The following is a 17,738-nucleotide window of genomic DNA, read 5'->3' on the forward strand; positions in this document are numbered from 1 at the left end:
CATGGCAAAAACGAAGACCGGCCAGCAGCTTACAGCGATTGATCAGAAAGGGGCCAGCGCATCCTGCCCTTTCGTCATTCAGCCAATCGGTGGCACCACTGCTACATCAAGGTCGCTGGAAGGTAAACGGTCGATGGTGATGTCGTCTGGGTCGACTTGTCTTACAGAAAAAAGAAGGTGTCGAAGTCCGTGAGCGGAGCTGTCCTGACAAGTTCGGCGCTGGTAACGGCACAGAGATCGTCCTCCAATGCCTCGACTTCGGATGAGAGAGGGCGGTCGGACCGATAAAAATCGGAATGCTTGCGTGCGGTATCCTGAAGGATTTGCGCAAGGCCTGTGAGAGGCGCACGCAGGATGTCGTTACCCTGGGCAGCGAAGAGGACCTCGAGGGCAGCCATGCGTTTCAGCGCCTCGACCTGGCGTTCAAACCGCTCAACGATCAGAGGCAGAAAAGCCGCCTCGTCTTCAATTCCGTCTGCCACGACAAGCGATTGAGGAGAAAGGGCGGAGGTCATGGACAAGACGCGCATATAAAGGTCGCCCGCCAGTTTCAGTGCCGGACCAAAGCCGGTCGCGACGGCGCCGCCCGGCACAAGATTGACGGGGAGATCGCGGCGCTTGCCGTTGACGAGGATCGAACAGCGGTTGAACGCGTTGCGCGCGACATGCGCGAGTACGAGCTGACCGGCCTGCATGGCGATTGCCACTTCAAGCGGAAGCGAACCACCCGAGGTCAGGACTTCGTCGCCGACGATTACCGGATTGTCGTCACTTCGGCCCGTTGCTTTGAGGATCACTTGCCCGATACGCTGAATTTCGGCGATGGCGACTCCGAAGATCTGCGGCAACATGCGCAAACTGAGTGGATCCTGGACATGTGAGGCGTCGCTCCACAGCCAGTCGGCCGAGGTTTCCGTGAGCCACCGTCCGATCTCGGATTGGGTATCGCAGCCGACCGTCATGGCAGATCGCCACGGCGTTCTTGCTGCACCGAGTGTGGCTGATGACATCAACGCGCTCGACATCAGCAGCCTCAAGACTTTCGCCGCCTCGCGGATGGCTTCGGCGCTTGCGGCGTAAGCAACGCCGTTGACCGATAGGGATGCAAGGGCGTCGCGTGGCTTGAGCCGGATTGGGCTTATGCCGACCTCGGCGAAAACATCCGCCGTGCGACGGCGCAAGCCTTGATAATAGACCTCCCCTACCCCCGTCAGAACCGATCCGACCTGCCCCATCAGCCCGATATCAGCGCAACCGATCGAGCCGGTTCTGCGGACGACAGGAACCACATCCTTGTCGAGCAAGGCGGAGAATGCCTGGACGAGCTCCGGCGAGCAGCCGCTGTGGCCACTCAGTGCGGTATTGATGCGGATCGCAATTGCCTGTCGGACGGTCGGCAGTGGAAACGGCGCGCCGGTACCGAAATGGTGAGCATGGACAAGACCGGTATTGAATTGTTCGATGTCATCGGCTGTCCAGTCGCGGTCCTTCATGGCGCCAACGCCGGTGTTGGCGCCATAGATGGTCTGCCCGCTTGCGATCGCTCTTTCGAAGGCCTGGCGACCTGCGCGGACTCTTGCCATCCCGTCCGCTGTCAGCAGACATCGGGCGCCGCTTTGCCCGATTGCATGCAGCCGCTGGAAGTCGAGAGGACGCGCGTCGAGGCGGACTGTCGTCAATGGGGGCTCCTGCCGGGAACGAAGGTCTGATCTGGCGCGATACTAGACTTCCTGACCTGCGGAAAGATCGTCATTCGCGGTGAATGTCCGCTTGGATGCGACGCAGATCTGGCGCGGAACCGGCGATTGCCTCAGCTGAGGCCCATGTACCGTCCTGGCTTATGATTGATTGCCAGGATCAGATTGGTGATGGCAGCACCCAGCACCGAGAGCGCCAGACGGTCTGCCGGTAGAATGACGGATGCGGCGGCCAAGATGGCGAGATCCACGCCAAGCTGAAAGTAACCGGCGCGAAGGCCAAGACGCTCTTGAAGATACATTGCCAGGATGTTGATGCCGCCGAGGCCCGTACGGTGGCGAAAGAGCATGAGGAGCCCGGTACCGATCAATCCACCCCCTATGATTGTCGCATAGAGCGGATCGAGATGCGAAAAGCTGATCCATTGAGCGTTGAATTTCGACAGAATGGAAACAAGGGCAACTGCGGTGAATGTACGGATTGCGAAGGCCCAACCCATGCGTTTGATAGCGAGGATGTAGAATGGCAGATTGACGATGAAAAATATCGGTCCAAATCCCCAGCCGCTGACATAGGAGGCAAGCAGAGCGAAGCCTGCGGTTGATCCGACGGTCAACAGGCTTTGCGCATAGATCAGCGTTCCGAGTGAGACGAACATTGTCCCCGCAATCATCGCGAGGATATCCTCATAGAGGCGATGGCGTTCTCCCCTCCCCTCGAAAAGCGCGGCATTTGTCTGTGTCATTCCATCATCCGAGCAAAGGTTTAAGCACATCCGCGACGCGGTTGATTTCGGCCGCCTTCAAGCCCGCCACATTGATCCGTCCGGATACGGGCATGTAGATGCCGTGTTCATGGCGCAATGTCATTACATTTGCCTCTGAAAGCGGCAGAAGCGAAAAAATACCTTGCTGCGCAGCGATTTGTGGCGCCATTTGCCAACCTGCAGACAAAGCCTTGGCCAGCTGCCGCCTCAGGTCGTTCAACCGATAGCGCATGGCGTTCATTTCGTCTGTCCACTCCTGCCGCAGTTTCTCGAAAGTCAGGATTGTCCTGACAACGGCGGCACCGTGATCTGGTGGCATGGAATAGCTTGTACGGGCGAGAGTGACGAGATTGGAACGCGCAATCTCGGCCGAACTCTGCGTCTCGGCCACTGCGAAAATCGCGCCGGTGCGTTCACGGTAGAGCCCGAATGATTTCGAACAGGATACGGCGATCAAGGCTTCTGGTGCGGCAGCGATGATTTGGCGCAGACCTTTTACATCCTCGTCGATCCCGGCGCCAAAGCCCTGGTAAGCGGAATCGATCAGCGGCACGAGGCGCCGTTCGGCGATGACATGGGCAAGCTCGCTCCATTGGGTGGATGTCAGCGTCGCCCCGGTTGGGTTATGGCAGCTTGCGTGCAGAAGAATGGCATCGCCACGCTGCGCGCTGGAAAGGGCCTTCATCACACTGGAGAAGCGAATTTCCTGCTGCTCGACATCGAAAAATTCGTGCGTTTCAATTGGTAGCCCAGTTGCGGTAAAGATGGCCGAATGGTTGGGCCAGCTCGGGAGGCCCAGATGCAGACGCCGCGTTCCCGATCGAGACATCAATTCGGACGCTAGGCGAAGCGCCCCCGAGCCTCCAGGGGTTTGGACACCGGCATGATGCTTTCCCGTCGCTTTTCCGCAGACGAGGTCCCATAGAAGATCGAGGAATTCGGTGTCGCCTTCGGGGGCAACATAGGACTTGCTGTCCTGTGTTTCGAGGAGCAGCGCTTCCGCCGCCTTCACCGAGCGCATGACCGGCGTCGCACCGGTTTCATCACGGTATACCCCGACACCGAGATCTATCTTGTCGCTGCGTTTGTCATCCTTGAAAAGTCTGATGAGCGCGAGCAACGGATCGCTGGGCTGAGAGGCGAGTTTTTCGAACATTGGGGTGCCTGAGAAAGCAAATCGGAGTTGCGAGACTCTAGCAATCTCGCTCCCTAAAGTCTCTGCGCAAATCGGACTATTAGGGTTCAATAATTTCCTTGGGAAGGCACAGATTGTCTCCTAAGTTGCGAAAATGAGCATATTTTGTCTGCTCCCCCGCTTGAGGGGCATATAGCGATCATTGTCCCTGTAGGAATCACGTGCAGGTATGAAGAGCTAATTTTCCGTGAGCACCTGTCCGTGGTTGGAACGGCTGCTCGTCTGCAAGCGCTCTATCTACACTCGACGAAATGAAAAGGGCGCCTTTTGGCGCCCTCCCCTCCCCTCCCCGTCATCCGGCGATTGCCAGCTTTCGCTTCGCCACACGCGCCCGGATGGATTCCACATCCGCCCGCGGGGTCGCGGCAAATAGCGTGCGGGTGTATTCGTGCTGCGGATCCGAAAAGACAGCGTCACGGGTGCCGTATTCGACCGCTTCGCCGAAATACATCACCATCACTTCGTCTGCGATGTATTTGACCACAGAGAGATCGTGGCTGATGAAAACATAGGTCAGCCCGAACTCGTCCTGCAGATCTGCAAGCAGATTGAGCACCTGTGCCTGAACCGAGAGATCGAGCGCCGAGACGGGCTCATCCAGCACAAGCAGTTTCGGGTTGAGCATCAGCGCACGCGCGATGGCGATACGCTGGCGCTGACCGCCCGAGAACATGTGCGGATAGCGGTTATAGTGCTCCGGGCCGAGGCCGACCTTGATCAGCATTTCGGTCGCACGCTCGCGCCGTTCGGCAGGGCTCATCTTGGTGTTGATGAGAAGCGGTTCGCCCAGCACGTCGCCGATCTTCTGGCGTGGGTTCAGCGATCCATAGGGGTTTTGGAAGACGATCTGAACCTTCTGGCGCATGTCCGCGGTCAGGTGTCCCGGACGCGTATCCACCTTCTGGCCATCGATCAGCAGTTCGCCGCCTGTCGGTTCGTCGATGAAGGTCAGGATACGGGCAAGAGTCGACTTGCCGCAACCGCTTTCACCGACGATCGCGAGTGTCTTGCCCTTATCGAGCGAAAACGACACGCCCTTGACGGCGTGAACTGTTTTGGACGGCTTAAGGAAACCACCGGGGACGTGATAATCGCGTTTGATGTCGCGGATCTCGAGCATTGGGGTGCTCGTCGTGATGTCGGCGCTCATGCGGCACCTCCCAAATCGGCGACGGTGAGGAAGTCGGAAACGGTCGTCAGGCGATCACCTGTGGCATTTTCCGGCAGAGCCGACAGCAGCGCCTTGGTGTAAGGGTTCTGCGGGTTCTCGAACAGCGAAAGCACGTCGGCTTCCTCCATCTTGCGACCCTTATATTGGACGATGACGCGGTCTGCGGTCTCGGCAACCACACCCATATCGTGCGTGATCATGATGAGGCCCATACCGGTCTCAGCCTGCAGTGTCATCAACAGATCGAGGATCTGCTTCTGAATCGTTACGTCGAGCGCCGTTGTCGGCTCGTCAGCAATCAGAAGTTTCGGATTGCAGGCGATCGCAATGGCGATCATGACGCGTTGACACTGGCCGCCCGACATCTGATGCGGAAAGTGGTTGAGTCGATCTTCCGGCGAAGGCAGGCCGACCAGCTTGAAGAGCTCGATGGCGCGGGCGCGGCGTTCGGCCTTGCCCAGCCCCATGTGCAGACGCAGGACTTCCTCAATCTGGAAGCCGACCGTGAAGCATGGATTGAGGCTGGCCACCGGTTCCTGGAAGATCATCGCCACATCCTTGCCGATCAGCTTGCGGCGGTCTGCCGGGCTGAGCTTCTGGATGTCGCGTCCCTGGAACTGCATCTTGTCGGCCGTGATTTTCGCGGTCCATGGCAGCAGGCCCATCACGGCGAGCATGGCGACCGACTTGCCGGAGCCGCTCTCACCGACGATGGCGAGAACTTCGCCTGCGTTGACGGACATCGATACGCCGTCGACAGCCTTGAACCAGCCTGTGGAGGTCTGGAATTCGACCGTGAGATTCTGAATGTCGAGAAGCGCCATGTCAGGACCTCTTCAGCTTGGGATCGAGGGCGTCACGCAGGCCGTCGCCCATAAGGTTGATGGCAAGCACGGTGATCAGGATCGCTAGACCCGGGAAGGTAACGACCCACCAGGCGCGCAGAATGAATTCGCGCGCTTCGGCAAGCATCGTGCCCCATTCGGGTGCCGGCGGCTGTGCGCCCATGCCGAGGAAGCCAAGGGCTGCGGCATCGAGGATGGCGTTCGAGAAGGAGAGCGTTGCCTGGACGATCAGCGGCGCCATGCAGTTCGGCAGGATGGTGCGGAACATCAGGCGGAACGGCCCTGCCCCGGCCAGCCGCGCGGCGGTGACATAGTCGCGCGTCTTTTCCGTCATGACGGCTGCACGCGTCAGCCGCACAAAATGCGGCTGCAGGACGAGCGCGATGGCGATCATACCATTGGTCAGGCCCGGGCCGAGGATTGCGACGAGAACGAGCGCGAGCAGAAGCGACGGAAATGCTAGGATGATGTCCATCAGACGCATGATCGCCGTGTCGAGCCAGCCACCGTAGTAACCGGCAAAGACGCCGATCGCGATGCCCGTCGTCAACGACAGCGTCGTGACAAAGACGCCGATGAACAGCGAATACTGCGCGCCATAAATCAGGCGCGAGAGGATATCGCGTCCGACGGGATCCGTACCGAGCGGATAGCTCCAGTTGCCCCCTTCCAGCCAGGCTGGCGGAAGCAGCACAACGTCGCGATACTGTTCGAACGGCGAGTGCGGCGCGATGATGCTCGCAAAGGCAGCGGTGAGTACGAGGGCGACGAAGACGACGAGGCCGATGACGGCGCCGCGGTTTTCGGAGAAATAGAACCAGAACTCTGCCAGCATCTGGCGGCGCATCTGCGCCGTGCTGACGGGCTGGGTGGAAGTTATCTCTGCCATGGGACTTTATCCTTCTAGTGGCGGATGCGCGGATTGATCAGGCCATACAGGAGGTCAACGATGAGATTGACGACCATGATGATGCCCGCGATCAACAGAAGACCGCCCTGAATGACCGGGTAGTCGCGGCGGAATACGCTGTCGACCATCCATTTGCCGATACCAGGCCAGGAGAAGATCGTTTCGGTGAGGATTGCTCCTGCCAGCATGACGCCGATCTGCAGACCGATCGTGGTAATGACAGGGATCATTGCATTGCGCAGTGCATGCATGCCGACGACGCGGAATGGCGACAGGCCCTTGGCGCGCGCGGTGCGGATATAGTCCTCGGAGAGAACTTCCAGCATCGCCGAGCGGGTCTGGCGCGCAATAACGGCAAGCGGAATGGTGGCAAGCACGATCGACGGCAGGATCAAGTGGCTGAGGGCGGAGGCAAAAGCGCCTTTCTGGCCCGACAGGAGACTGTCGATCAGCATGAACCCCGTGACCGGTGGGAAGAAGAACATTAGCGAGATGCGCCCCGATACCGGCGTCCACTGCAGAATGCCGGAGAACAGGATCACCAGCAGCAGGCCCCACCAGAAAATCGGCATCGAATAGCCGACGAGCGCAATGCCCATCATGGTCTGGTCGAAGAAGGAGCCGCGCTTGATGGCCGCGATGATACCGGCAGGGACGCCGATGGCTACCGCGAGCAGGATCGCACAGAGCGACAGTTCGACGGTAGCCGGGAACAGGGCGAAGAACTGATCGATGATAGGGCTCTTGGAAACGATCGACGTACCAAAATCACCCGTCAGCACGCCACCGAGATAATCGAAGTACTGCACGACGATGGGGCGATCGAGACCGAGTTGTGCGCTGATCAGCGCATGGCGCTCGGGCGACATGACGCGCTCGCCGGAAAGGAGTGCGACGGGGTCGCCGGGCAAGAGCCGGATGAATGCGAAAGCGATGACCGAGACACCGAGGAAAGTCGGGATCAGGACGGCGAGCCGTCGCAACAGAAAGCCGAACATATGTGTGACCTGTTGTTGTTCTCTTGAAGGGGCCATACCCAGAGGGTCGGAGCCATCCTTAGGTTACAGGAAGCGATTTACGCTCCCGGTCGATACTGCCATTTACTGACAAGCATCAACAAAATTCGCCGCGGGCGCAATGGCCCGCGGCGAGGATGATGTTGGACCGATTACTCGGCGATGTCGACGTTTTCGAAGGTGAAGTCGCCGAGCGGGCTCTGAACGAAGCCGGTGACTTCCTTGCGCATCGGAACCACGGCAAGCGAGTGGTCGATGGTGGCCCACGGTGCTTCACGCTTGAAGACCGTCTGGGCTTCTTCGTAGAGCTTGGTGCGCTCTGCCTGATCCGAGGTGACCTTGGCCTTCTTCACCAGTGCATCGAACTCTTCGTTGCACCACTGTGCACGGTTGTTGCCGCCCACGCCGTCGCAACCCAGGAGGGTGTCGAGGAAGTTGTCCGGGTCGCCGTTGTCGCCGGTCCAGCCGAGCATGACAGCGCCGTCGCGATCCTTGGCCTTCGAACGGTCGAGGTATTCGGCCCACTCGTAGGAAACGATCTCGACGTTGACGCCGATCTTGGAGAAGTCGTCCTGCATGATTTCAGCGGCACGACGTGCATTCAGCATGTACGGACGAGAAACCGGCATTGCCCAGATCTTCATCGACAGGCCGGTTACGCCAGCAGCTTCGAGTTCCTTCTTGGCGGCATCCAGATCGTAGGCGTCGTCCTGGGTCGCTTCGTTGTAAGACCACATGGTCGGCGGGATCGGGTTCTTGGCCGGTGTTGCCATGCCCTGGAAGACAGCATCAACGATGGCTTCCTTGTTGATCGCTTTGTTCAGCGCCTTGCGGACTTCAGGCTTGTCGAACGGAGCCTGCGTCGTGTTGTAGGCGAGGTATGCAACGTTCAGACCTTCCTGCTCCATGACGGTCAGGGCCGGGTCGTTCTTCATGGCCTCGACGTCAGCAGCGTTCGGGAACGGCATCAGGTGGCATTCGCCAGCCTTCAGCTTCTGGAAGCGAACAGCCGCGTCAGTGGTGATTGCGAAGACGAGGTCGTCGATCTTCGGTGCGCCACCCCAATAGTCGGCATTCTTCTTGAAGCGGATTGCCGCGTCCTGCTGATAGGCGACGAAGGAGAACGGACCCGTGCCGACCGGCATCTGGTTCAGCTGTTCGCGCTTGCCTTCAGCGTCGAGCTTGTCAGCATATTCCTTGGAGACGATCGAGGCGAACGGCATTGCAAGGTTTGCAATGAACGGCGCTTCCGGACGGTTGAGCGTGATCTTGATGGTCAGGTCGTCTACCTTTTCCATCGACTTGATCAGGTCAGGGAAACCCATCGAGGAGGCATATTCCCAGGCAGAACCGGCGACGTACTGGTTCCAGGGATGGTCGGCCTTGATCTGACGCTCAAGCGAGAAGATGACGTCGTCAGCGTTGAGGTCGCGGCTCGGTGTGAAGAACTCGGTGGTGTGGAACTTGACGCCCGAGCGGAGCTTGAACGTGTATTCGGTGCCGTCGGCGTTGACTTCGTAGCTTTCGGCGAGACCAGGCTCGGCCTCAGTCGTGCCCGGCGTGAATTCCATCAGACGGCTGTAGATCGGATGGGCCGAAGCGTCGAAGGTAGTACCGGCGGTGTACATGCCCGGGTCGAAGCCCTCAGGCGAACCTTCCGAGCAGTAGACGAAAGTCTTGGCGCTTGCGGCGCCCGAGAGGAACGTCGCCGCGAGCAGGGCTGCAGCAGCAAAGGCGAACTTGGTTTTCATGAGTAGTCTCCCAATGGTGAGGAGCGAGCCCTTCACCGGTTCTTTTGGTCCCGCGGCGCGTGAACCGCGCCCGTGTTTGTTGAACAGCAGCCGTAGCTGCTACTCGCGTAGCTTGGACGCTTGGTGGTCTGGTCGCAGATGAGCCACCATGCCATGCCTTACATTCTAGCCACTGCTGCAGTTTCTTATCGGCTCCTGAAACGATGTAAAGAGAGAATCTGCCGCATTCTCCCTGCATTTCGGGCTGATTTTCGCCAGGATCAAGAAAATGTGGAGATTGATGCTCGATTTGCCCGTGAAACTGTTTCGCTTCACTTTGTTTAGCGCTTTACGCGATGCCCCACAGAATCAGGGGATATTGTCGCGATTAACTGCAATCAAGAATGGTGGCACTGGTTCTTCTGAGCGGTAGACTTGCCGTAAACGAAATTTTTATCATTCAGTCAAGAAATTGACGTTCGAAAGAATTGAGGGACGGGCGACACGCCCCTCCCCTTTCATTCCGCTTTGCTTGTTTCGGAGGATCGGCCGAAGAAGAGAGCGTAACTGGCTGGCAGGACAAAAATCGTCAGAAGCGTCGCCACTAGGATGCCGCCCATCATCGCGTAGGCAAGCGGTCCCCAGAATATGCCCCGAGAGATCGGGATGAGGGCAAGGACAGCGGTCAGTGCGGTGAGCACAATCGGCCGGAAGCGTCTGACCGCTGAGCCTATGATGGCTTCTGATCTCTCCATGCCTGCGGCAAGATCCTGATCGATCTGGTCGATCAAAATGATCGAGTTGCGAATAATGATCCCGAGCAGTGCTATGACGCCAAGGATGGCGACGAAGCCAAAGGGCGCTCCCGAGATCAGCAATGCCGCGGCTGCACCGATGATGCCGAGGGGGCCGGTCGCAAGCACGAGCATTGATTTGCCGAAATGCTGAAGCTGGACCATCAGCAGGATGACGATGACGGCCAGCATGATCGGAGCCTTTGCCGCGATGGAGGCCTGGCTTTCGGCGCTGTCCTCTGCGCCGCCCTGAATCTCGATGGCGTAGCCTGTCGGCAGGTTTTCGCGCAGCGGGGCGAGGCTCTCGTAGAGGCGTGCCGACACATCGTTGGACTGGACGCCATCGGGGAGGGTGGCCCTGACCGTGATTGTGGGCAGCCGGTTGCGGCGCCATTCGATGCCCTGCTCAAGGGTAGGCACCACCTTTGCGATCTGCGAAAGAGGGATAAAGGCGCCTCGATCGGTCGGCACATAAATCGAGTTGACAGCTGTCAACAGGGTTCGGCTCTCTGCCGGTTCGCGAGCAACAATCGATATTGTCTCCTCGCCTGCCCGCACGTCAGCCAGCGGCGCGCCACTCATTGTCGCCTGCAACATCTGCCGCAGGCGCTGCGAGCTGACGCCCAGTGCCCTCGCCCGATCCTGATCTACGACGAGCGTCATTGCCGCAACCGGCTCGAGCCAATCGTCATGGATGGCCTGCGCCAAGGGTTCCTTGTGGAAAGCCTGCTTGACCTGATCGGCGATGCCGCGCACGACCTGCCGGTCAGGTCCGGTCACGCGCATCTGGACGGCCCAGCCGGTTGGGGGGCCAAGGAAGAGGCGGTCCACTTTGCCGCGCACCGCAGGGAATTCCGTGGCCAGCAGATCCCGCATCTTTGCAATCAGCCGTTCGCGTGCGTCTTCATCCTTCGCCATGACGAGGAGCTGGGCGTAGTTGGGGTTGCGCAGCTGTTGGTCGAGCGGCAGGAAGAAGCGCGGAGCACCTTCGCCGATATAGGTCGCGACAAAGCGCTGATCGTCGTCCTTCAAGACCTCCGCCTCGAGCCGGGCCGCCTCGGCCTCGACTTCCTTTATCGAGGTTCCTTCGGGCAGCCACATATCCACGAGGATTTCGGGACGGGACGACTGGGGGAAGAAGTTTTGCGGGATGAACTGGAAGGACCAGAGGCTTGTCGCAAATATGCCGAGCGTCGTGACGACGACAAGAATTCGATGCTTGACCGCAAAGAAGACGGCTGAGCGGAGACGCCTGTAGAACGGCGTGTCGAAGACATCCTTGTGCTCACCGGACTGAGGGCGGTGCTTCAAAAGCAGGTAGCCGAGCCAAGGCGTGAAATAGACCGCAACGAACCAGGAGACAACAAGCGAAATTCCAACGACGTAGAAGAGCGAGCGGACATATTCGCCGGCTGTGGACTCGGCAAATCCCACTGGAATGAAGCCCGCAGTCGTAATGAGCGTACCCGTCAGCATGGGGAAGGCGGTCGAGGTATAGGCAAAGCTTGCCGCATCGACCTTGCTGAGGCCCTCCTCAAGCTTTCGTTCCATGAGTTCGACGACGATCATGGCGTCGTCGACGAGAAGGCCGAGCGCGATGATCAGGGCGCCGAGCGAGATACGCTGCAGGTCGAGACCGAGTTCGTACATGATGGCAAAGGTCGCCGCGAGAACCAGCGGAATGGCGATTGCGATGACGAGGCCAGAGCGCCAGCCGATAGAGAGAAAGGACACCACGAGAACGATGAGCAAGGCCTCGCCCAGCGCCTTGGAAAACTCTCCAATCGCCTCGGTTACCACTTCTGGCTGGTTCGAAATCTGCGAAACCTCGACACCCAGCGGTAACCCGGCCTCAAACCGCGCAAGCGTCTCCTCGACTGCCTTGCCGACATCCGTCACCTTGAAGCCCTTGGCCATGACAACGCCAAGCTGGACAGAGTCCTGGCCATTGAATCGGAACTTGCGCTGATAGGGGTCTTCAAGGCCCTCGGTTACCGTGGCGATATCACCGAGCCGTGTGACCTGCTCTCCGGCCTGCAGGCGCAGATCCCGGATATCGTCCGCAGCACTCAACCCGCCATCGACGGTAATACGCACGGACCGCGAACCGGTGTCGATGCTCCCCGTGGCGTCAATGGCGTTCTGGCCTGCTAAGGCCTGCTGCAGATCGGTGAATGTCAGGCCGCGATCAGCCAGTGTTTGCGAGGAGACATCGATGAAGATTTTCTGAGGCTGATCGCCCAGGATCACCGCCTTTTCAACGCCTTCGGTCGCCAGCAATACATCGCGGGCCTGGATCGCGTAGGTCTTCAGTTCCGGATACCCAAATCCTTCTCCGGTCAAAGCGTAAAGCGTGATAAAGGTATCGCCGAATTCGTCGTTGAAGTAAGGACCGAGCAACCCTTCTGGCAACTCGTTCTCAATATCGCCGACCTTTTTGCGCACCTGATAAAACGCGTCAGCCACATCCTGTGCGTCGGTGTCGCCCTTGACCTGCAGCGTAATGATGGCTGACCCGGGTCGGGTATAGGACTTCACCCAATCGAGGTGCGGTGTCTCCTGGAGCTTGCGCTCAATCTTGTTGACCACCTGGTCCTGCATGTCGGTCAGTGACGCCCCCGGCCAGAAGGCCTGGACGACCATGACGCGGAAAGTGAAATCTGGATCCTCCTTCTGGCCCATTTCCATCAGGCCGAAGAGACCAGTTAGAAGAATGAGCCCGAATAGAAAGCGGGCGATCGAAGGGTGTTGAATGGCCCATCGAGACAGGTTGAAACGCCCCGTTTGAACAGGTGACACGGTCATGGAAATGGCTCCGAAGGAAACGGGGACGTAATCAGTGGGTCGGTGCGGAAAGCTCGGTGCTGGCAACCCGAGCCAAATGCTCGTCGTCCAAAGCGACCTTCAGATTTTCCTGCATGAATTGCGTGCCCGCGACGACAACAAGGTCGCCGGCGCTCAGGCCTTCCGATATCTGAACGCCCTTATCGGAAAATGCCTCGAGCGTAACGGGCTTGGCATGGGCGGTTTGTCCGCCGCGATCGACCTTCCAGACAATTGCTTGCCGGGCGCCATCTTGCGTGAGCGCAGAAAGGGGCAGTTCAAAGCGGGTGGCCTTCGCATCCGTGTTGACAAGCACGCGCGCCGTCATTCCGAGGAGCGCATCATTGCGATTGCCAAGACCGATCTTGACCGCGAACGTGCGGGATGCCGGATCAGCGCTGCCTGCGACCTCGCGGATGGTGCCCTCGAAGGAGACGCCCTCCTTTGCCCAGAGGTTTACCTGCACCTTCTTGCCAGCAGAGAAAGAAAGGATCTCGTTTTCGGGAACGGCAATCAGCGCATCCCGCTCGCCATCCGTTGCCAGGGTAACGACCGGATTGCCAGCCGGGAGCACCTGCCCCGCGTCGGCGCTGACAGCCGTCACGATACCATCCGTGTCGGCCCGCAATTCACTGTACGAAAGCTGGTTCTGCGCTTGAGCCAGAGCTGCCCGAGCACTGTCTCTGTTGGCGATGGCTTGATTGAGCGATAGCTCGGCCTGCTCCAGCTGAGCCTTCGTCGTCACCTTCTGCGCGAACAAGTTTGCTGCACGCGTCTCTGCGAATTGTGCGGTTTCGACCTGACGCTCAGCCGCTTCAAGACTGGCCTTGGCGCTATCAAGCTGCAGAGCAAGATCTGTGCCGTCAAGACGCGCGAGGAGCTGCCCCGCGCTCACGCGGTCGCCCACATCGACCAATCTTTCGGTGATCTTGCCTGCAACCCGAAAACCAGTCGGCGCTTCGCTGCGGGCCGTGACAATGCCGGAATACCGCAGCACACTGCCGTTCTGCAAAGGCTGTACTTCAATCACCTTGACCGGGCGAGGTGAAGTTTCCGCGGGCGCTTGCGCGACACTGTCATTGCAGGCCGTCAGAGCCAGCATCATGAGAATTGGGAGTGATAGACGCGAAACAACGAGGTGCATCGGAGGGATCCTCAACGGGGGGCTTTCAAGGCACAGATGGCGAAATCGGTCAGTTCTTCCGGCGTCGCCCGGTTTGGCTTGTTTATGCATTGGGCGACCAATTGGGGGTGGTGCAGCGCGGATGTCGCGGCGCCAAATGCTCGTGCCGAGGCGCCAGCATCGCCTATGGGAAACTCGCCAGAGGCCATGCCATCGGCAATAATCCGTGCGATGATATCCTGTAGCGTGTCGATGTATTGATCGATAACGCTCCAGTCGCGTTCGATGGCCACGATCACCATTTCATGGACCCGGTGCTCGTCGATCATCGTGTCGACCGTGAACTTGAAATGGGCAAGGGTATAGTGGCGCAAACGCTCTTCCGCGCTGCCCGGCATGGATGCTGCTTCTTCGGCCAAGGCAATGCTTTGCTGCAGCATCCGCCCACAGATCGCCTGGTGGATTTCGACCTTCGAGGTGAAGAAGCGATAGATATTGGCGGGTGACATGCCAAGATCCTTGGCGATATCAGCGACCGTCGTCTTTGCGTATCCATAGTGACGAAACAGCCTTTCGGCCGCGTCAAGTATGCGCATGTAGGTATCCTGACGCTGGAGATCGGACGTGATTTCGAGGGACTGGGACATTACATTCCTTACGACTGACGAATTTTAAATTTCGTCAGTCGTAATTCGCCCATGTGCAGAAGTCAACACGCCGGCCAAAGCATGCCGGATTGGCTCCAGATTATCTGGGGTAGGGGAGGGCGCTCGTCCTATTTGGTTGTATAGCTGTCTATGGAGCGCATCATGGACCTGCCGTTAGTCTGCAGTCTGAGACTCAATAAAGCCCGCTCCCACCCATGCGCAGGAGCATAAGTGCAAGGAGATTGAGGATGATAAAGTCGCCATATTCAACTTCCGCTATCGTCATTTGCGTTGTTCTGGCTTTTGTCGGGTGCACAGCCGACGATGCACAGCAGCCTCAGGAGGAAAGCCGGTGCAGCCTCGAAGCGGCTCAGAAACTCGTCAACAAGGCCAAGCCGACAGACGAGGAAGCCATGCGGCTTACCGGGGCAACTGCTGTACGGCAGATAAAGCCCGGAGACATGGTCACGCAGGACTTCCGAGAGGATCGCGTGACAATCGAGACGGATCCCGCTTCAGGGAATGTGGTTGCGGCCAGGTGCGGTTAGTTGGTCTGTCCGCAGTCTGCCTATTCCCTGCACAAAAACGCGGCTCGTGTGCTGCAAATACTTCCTGCGCTTGACATTGCGCGTAGTTAGCTGAGATTAGCGGCCCGCCACGTTGCGGTTCTGAAATTCTACACTTGTATGACGCTTGGCTGCATCCTGTCTGTGACTTTCGCCTCTACCGACGTCACCGCCCTTTCCGGCGTCGCCATACTCAACGTCGCAGCAACCTCGCTACATTAGGGCCAGCCGTTCGATCTTGGAGTTTGCCCTGAAGGTCTTCAAGGCTGCTCTCAACCGCCTGTCCGACCTCGCGAAGAGCTGATTGCCCTCGCACGTGCGGTCGAGTTAACAGATGTTCTATCCGGTCGCTTTCAGAGCGGCGGCCTGTATTTTTAGATCTGATCGATGGTGCCGGCGTGGGCATTTCCCCCAGGAACCTCAAGCGCCTCATGGATTTAGAGGCTCCTTCGGTCAGGTGCTATAACTGAAAAATCAATTTGGCTGATATGGTTGCCTGCGTTTCACGATGATAATCGCAACGGTAGAGCCCCCTATATCCGCTGAGCACAGCTTGAAGTGTCTATCAGGGAACTATAGAAGCCTGGTTGCTGCGCCACTCCGCCTAGTTGCACTATTGTAGTAATCGAAGGCCTGCTGGACGGATCGATGGCGGGATTGCTCCATGGCTTCAGGGAGTGGAATGCCGCGATTGGCCGCTTCGGTCAGATAGCCTGATCGCAGGCCGTGGGCGGAAAACTCCCCCGGGGCCAACCCGGCCATCTTTGCGCGCTGCTTGAGAATGTCATTGATCGCCTTGGGATCCAGCGGCCGGCGCGAAACATTCCCCCAGCGATCAATCGCCCGGAAGACACTGCCCTTGTCGATTTTTGCAGCCGCAAGCCACACATTCAGCGCGTCGACCGGTCGACCGCTGAGATAGACGACTTCATCAACGTCAGCACCGCTGGTCTTGGTGCGACCGAGATGAATGGAAAGAGAGGGGAGGGGAGAACCCCCTTCGTTCGGGATCGGCTCTTCCGGCTGCAGCTGCTCGATCCTGAGGCCCGCAATCTCGCTGCGGCGCCGGCCACCGGAGCCGAAGGCAACCATCAATATCGCGCGGTCCCTGACATCACGCAGGCTTCCCGTCGTGCAGGTGGCGATCAGTTTCAGCAGAATATCTCCGGTGATGGCCTTGGCGCTTTTGCGCTTCCTTGGCCGCGGTGTCGCGCGCACGGCAAGGCGGATTGCGGACTTGAGGGCAGGGGAGCTGAACACACCCTCGAGCCCGCGCCATTTCGTCAGGGTCGACCAGGTGGCAAGACGCCGTCGCACGGTGTCAGGCGCATGCGGGCCGGACACTCGAAGCAACCCCTGGAGACGGAGCTTCTGTTCGACGTCAGCTGGCATGCCGTGGCCCGGATCCGTCAGACGCTTTTCCGGATCCCATAGATGATGTGCAACAAACTTGAGAAGCAGTGCTTCAGGGGCGGGCCAGAGAAGCGACCGGCCGGTTGCAGCGAGCGACCAGGCCTGCAGATAAGCAAGATCGGAGGTCAGGGCCCGCAGCGTATTTGCGCCCATACCCTCGTTGACCAGATGACGGAGCGTCTCGACATCCTGATCCGTCAGCAGCTCGGCGAGCTCGTCACGCCGCTCCATCGGCAGGACCGCGGCGATCGTGTCGAGCGTGCCAAGGCGATGAGCAAGGCCTGTTTCAGGAGTATTGCTCATGATGTGGACGAGGCCGGATGGAGCTTCAAATCGGTCTGGCTGAAATCCCGCCCCTTGAAGAGCAGGGGGGCCTTTGCAACCGAGGATACCGCATAGGAGAAGCAGTCTCCCATGTTCAGGCCAGCCGGGTGGCGTCCTTTGCCAAACTTGTCGAAGGCTTTCTCTGCCGCGAAATAGTGACGTTCGCCGAATGCGATAGCGGTGACGTTGGGCAATTCGGCGAGTTGTTTGATGATGTCGGCCGCATTGGAAAATTTCCGGCCCGCAAGCACCATGCGGGCCTCAACCAGGGTCGGCCAGCCAACGAGGATCTCTTCGCGAGACACGAGCGAATGGAAGAGGCTTGCCTCCGGTTCGTTGAGCGACGTCGCAAGGATCACCGAAGTATCGATGACGATCATATTGGCAGGCCGTTTTCGTCATAGAAATCGTCATGGGCAGAGGTGGTGCCTGCCGCAACAGTGCGCCGGCCCTCAGCCATCAGCGCCCAAAGGGCATCAGCGGGCGTTTGGGAAGATTTTTCGCGCAGCTCCTGCTCATAGCGTTCGAGCGCAACTTCGACCAACCGGTTGATAGGTTGGCCTGTCTGGCGGGACAGGGCATGGGCGAGGTCGCGCGCCTTGCTGCTGCGAATGGACAGTTGCGGTTCGGACATGACGTTTCCTGCTTTTCTGATGGTGATAGTATAAGCGGGGTGGTCAATGATGGCAACGGCAAGCCCTGAGATGGCTCGCAGTA

At 58.9% G+C, this 17,738-nt stretch carries 15 protein-coding genes; 1 reads left to right on the plus strand and 14 read right to left on the minus strand.

Going from position 1 to position 17,738, the window contains the following annotated elements; all coding sequences use genetic code 11:
• Window positions 1–161 precede the first annotated feature (161 nt).
• The 11 genes from FAA97_RS17950 to FAA97_RS18000 all read right to left on the minus strand — a co-directional run bounded on the left by FAA97_RS17950 (window position 162) and on the right by FAA97_RS18000 (window position 14,718).
• Window positions 162–1,679, minus strand: coding sequence for an aromatic amino acid ammonia-lyase (locus FAA97_RS17950; RefSeq protein ID WP_136599926.1), 1,518 nt, complete (start codon window positions 1,677–1,679; stop codon window positions 162–164).
• Window positions 1,680–1,810: 131 nt separating this feature from the next.
• Window positions 1,811–2,443 carry a YitT family protein gene (locus tag FAA97_RS17955; protein WP_136599927.1) on the minus strand — a complete coding sequence of 211 codons (633 nt, stop codon included), beginning with the start codon at window positions 2,441–2,443 and terminating at the stop codon, window positions 1,811–1,813.
• Window positions 2,444–2,447: 4 nt separating this feature from the next.
• Entirely contained in the window at window positions 2,448–3,620 is a 1,173-nt protein-coding gene (locus FAA97_RS17960) for an amino acid aminotransferase (protein WP_136599928.1), read from the minus strand.
• Window positions 3,621–3,951: 331 nt separating this feature from the next.
• Window positions 3,952–4,809 carry a dipeptide ABC transporter ATP-binding protein gene (locus FAA97_RS17965; protein ID WP_136599929.1) on the minus strand — a complete coding sequence of 286 codons (858 nt, stop codon included), beginning with the start codon at window positions 4,807–4,809 and terminating at the stop codon, window positions 3,952–3,954.
• Complete coding sequence (locus FAA97_RS17970) at window positions 4,806–5,654, minus strand: ABC transporter ATP-binding protein (RefSeq protein WP_136599930.1); 849 nt, start codon at window positions 5,652–5,654, stop codon at window positions 4,806–4,808. Before FAA97_RS17970 ends, FAA97_RS17965 begins: the two co-directional genes overlap by 4 nt.
• Window position 5,655: 1 nt before the next feature.
• Window positions 5,656–6,564, minus strand: a complete 909-nt coding sequence (locus FAA97_RS17975; RefSeq protein WP_136599931.1) for an ABC transporter permease subunit — start codon at window positions 6,562–6,564, stop codon at window positions 5,656–5,658.
• Between the two features lie 14 nt (window positions 6,565–6,578).
• Window positions 6,579–7,583 carry an ABC transporter permease subunit gene (locus FAA97_RS17980; RefSeq protein WP_136599932.1) on the minus strand — a complete coding sequence of 335 codons (1,005 nt, stop codon included), beginning with the start codon at window positions 7,581–7,583 and terminating at the stop codon, window positions 6,579–6,581.
• Window positions 7,584–7,753: 170 nt separating this feature from the next.
• The gene (locus tag FAA97_RS17985) at window positions 7,754–9,352 is read right to left on the minus strand and encodes an ABC transporter substrate-binding protein (protein ID WP_136599933.1); all 1,599 of its coding nucleotides are present in this window, start codon (window positions 9,350–9,352) and stop codon (window positions 7,754–7,756) included.
• 497 nt (window positions 9,353–9,849) lie between these two features.
• On the minus strand, window positions 9,850–12,930 hold the full coding sequence (locus tag FAA97_RS17990; RefSeq protein WP_136599934.1) for an efflux RND transporter permease subunit: 3,081 nt from the start codon (window positions 12,928–12,930) through the stop codon (window positions 9,850–9,852).
• A gap of 31 nt (window positions 12,931–12,961) precedes the next feature.
• Window positions 12,962–14,092: an efflux RND transporter periplasmic adaptor subunit gene (locus tag FAA97_RS17995; RefSeq protein ID WP_136599935.1), complete on the minus strand. Its 1,131-nt coding sequence runs from the start codon at window positions 14,090–14,092 to the stop codon at window positions 12,962–12,964.
• Window positions 14,093–14,103: 11 nt separating this feature from the next.
• A complete protein-coding gene (locus FAA97_RS18000) occupies window positions 14,104–14,718 on the minus strand; it encodes a TetR/AcrR family transcriptional regulator (protein WP_136599936.1) in 615 nt (204 codons plus the stop codon).
• A 248-nt stretch (window positions 14,719–14,966) separates the two neighbouring features.
• On the opposite strand from FAA97_RS18000, the gene FAA97_RS21395 reads away from it, so the two are divergent.
• Entirely contained in the window at window positions 14,967–15,266 is a 300-nt protein-coding gene (locus tag FAA97_RS21395; RefSeq protein WP_136599937.1) for an I78 family peptidase inhibitor, read from the plus strand.
• Between the two features lie 591 nt (window positions 15,267–15,857).
• Here FAA97_RS21395 and FAA97_RS18010 read toward each other — a convergent pair.
• Genes FAA97_RS18010 through FAA97_RS18020 form a run of 3 tightly spaced genes read right to left on the minus strand, consistent with a single transcriptional unit; the run spans window position 15,858 to window position 17,736 of the window.
• Window positions 15,858–17,000, minus strand: coding sequence for a site-specific integrase (locus FAA97_RS18010; protein ID WP_136599938.1), 1,143 nt, complete (start codon window positions 16,998–17,000; stop codon window positions 15,858–15,860).
• Entirely contained in the window at window positions 16,997–17,401 is a 405-nt protein-coding gene (locus FAA97_RS18015) for a type II toxin-antitoxin system VapC family toxin (protein WP_136599939.1), read from the minus strand. Before FAA97_RS18015 ends, FAA97_RS18010 begins: the two co-directional genes overlap by 4 nt.
• Window positions 17,398–17,736, minus strand: a complete 339-nt coding sequence (locus tag FAA97_RS18020; protein WP_425467434.1) for a type II toxin-antitoxin system VapB family antitoxin — start codon at window positions 17,734–17,736, stop codon at window positions 17,398–17,400. Before FAA97_RS18020 ends, FAA97_RS18015 begins: the two co-directional genes overlap by 4 nt.
• Window positions 17,737–17,738 lie beyond the last annotated feature (2 nt).

This window comes from Peteryoungia ipomoeae, from assembly GCF_004912165.1.
Classification (GTDB): domain Bacteria; phylum Pseudomonadota; class Alphaproteobacteria; order Rhizobiales; family Rhizobiaceae; genus Allorhizobium; species Allorhizobium ipomoeae.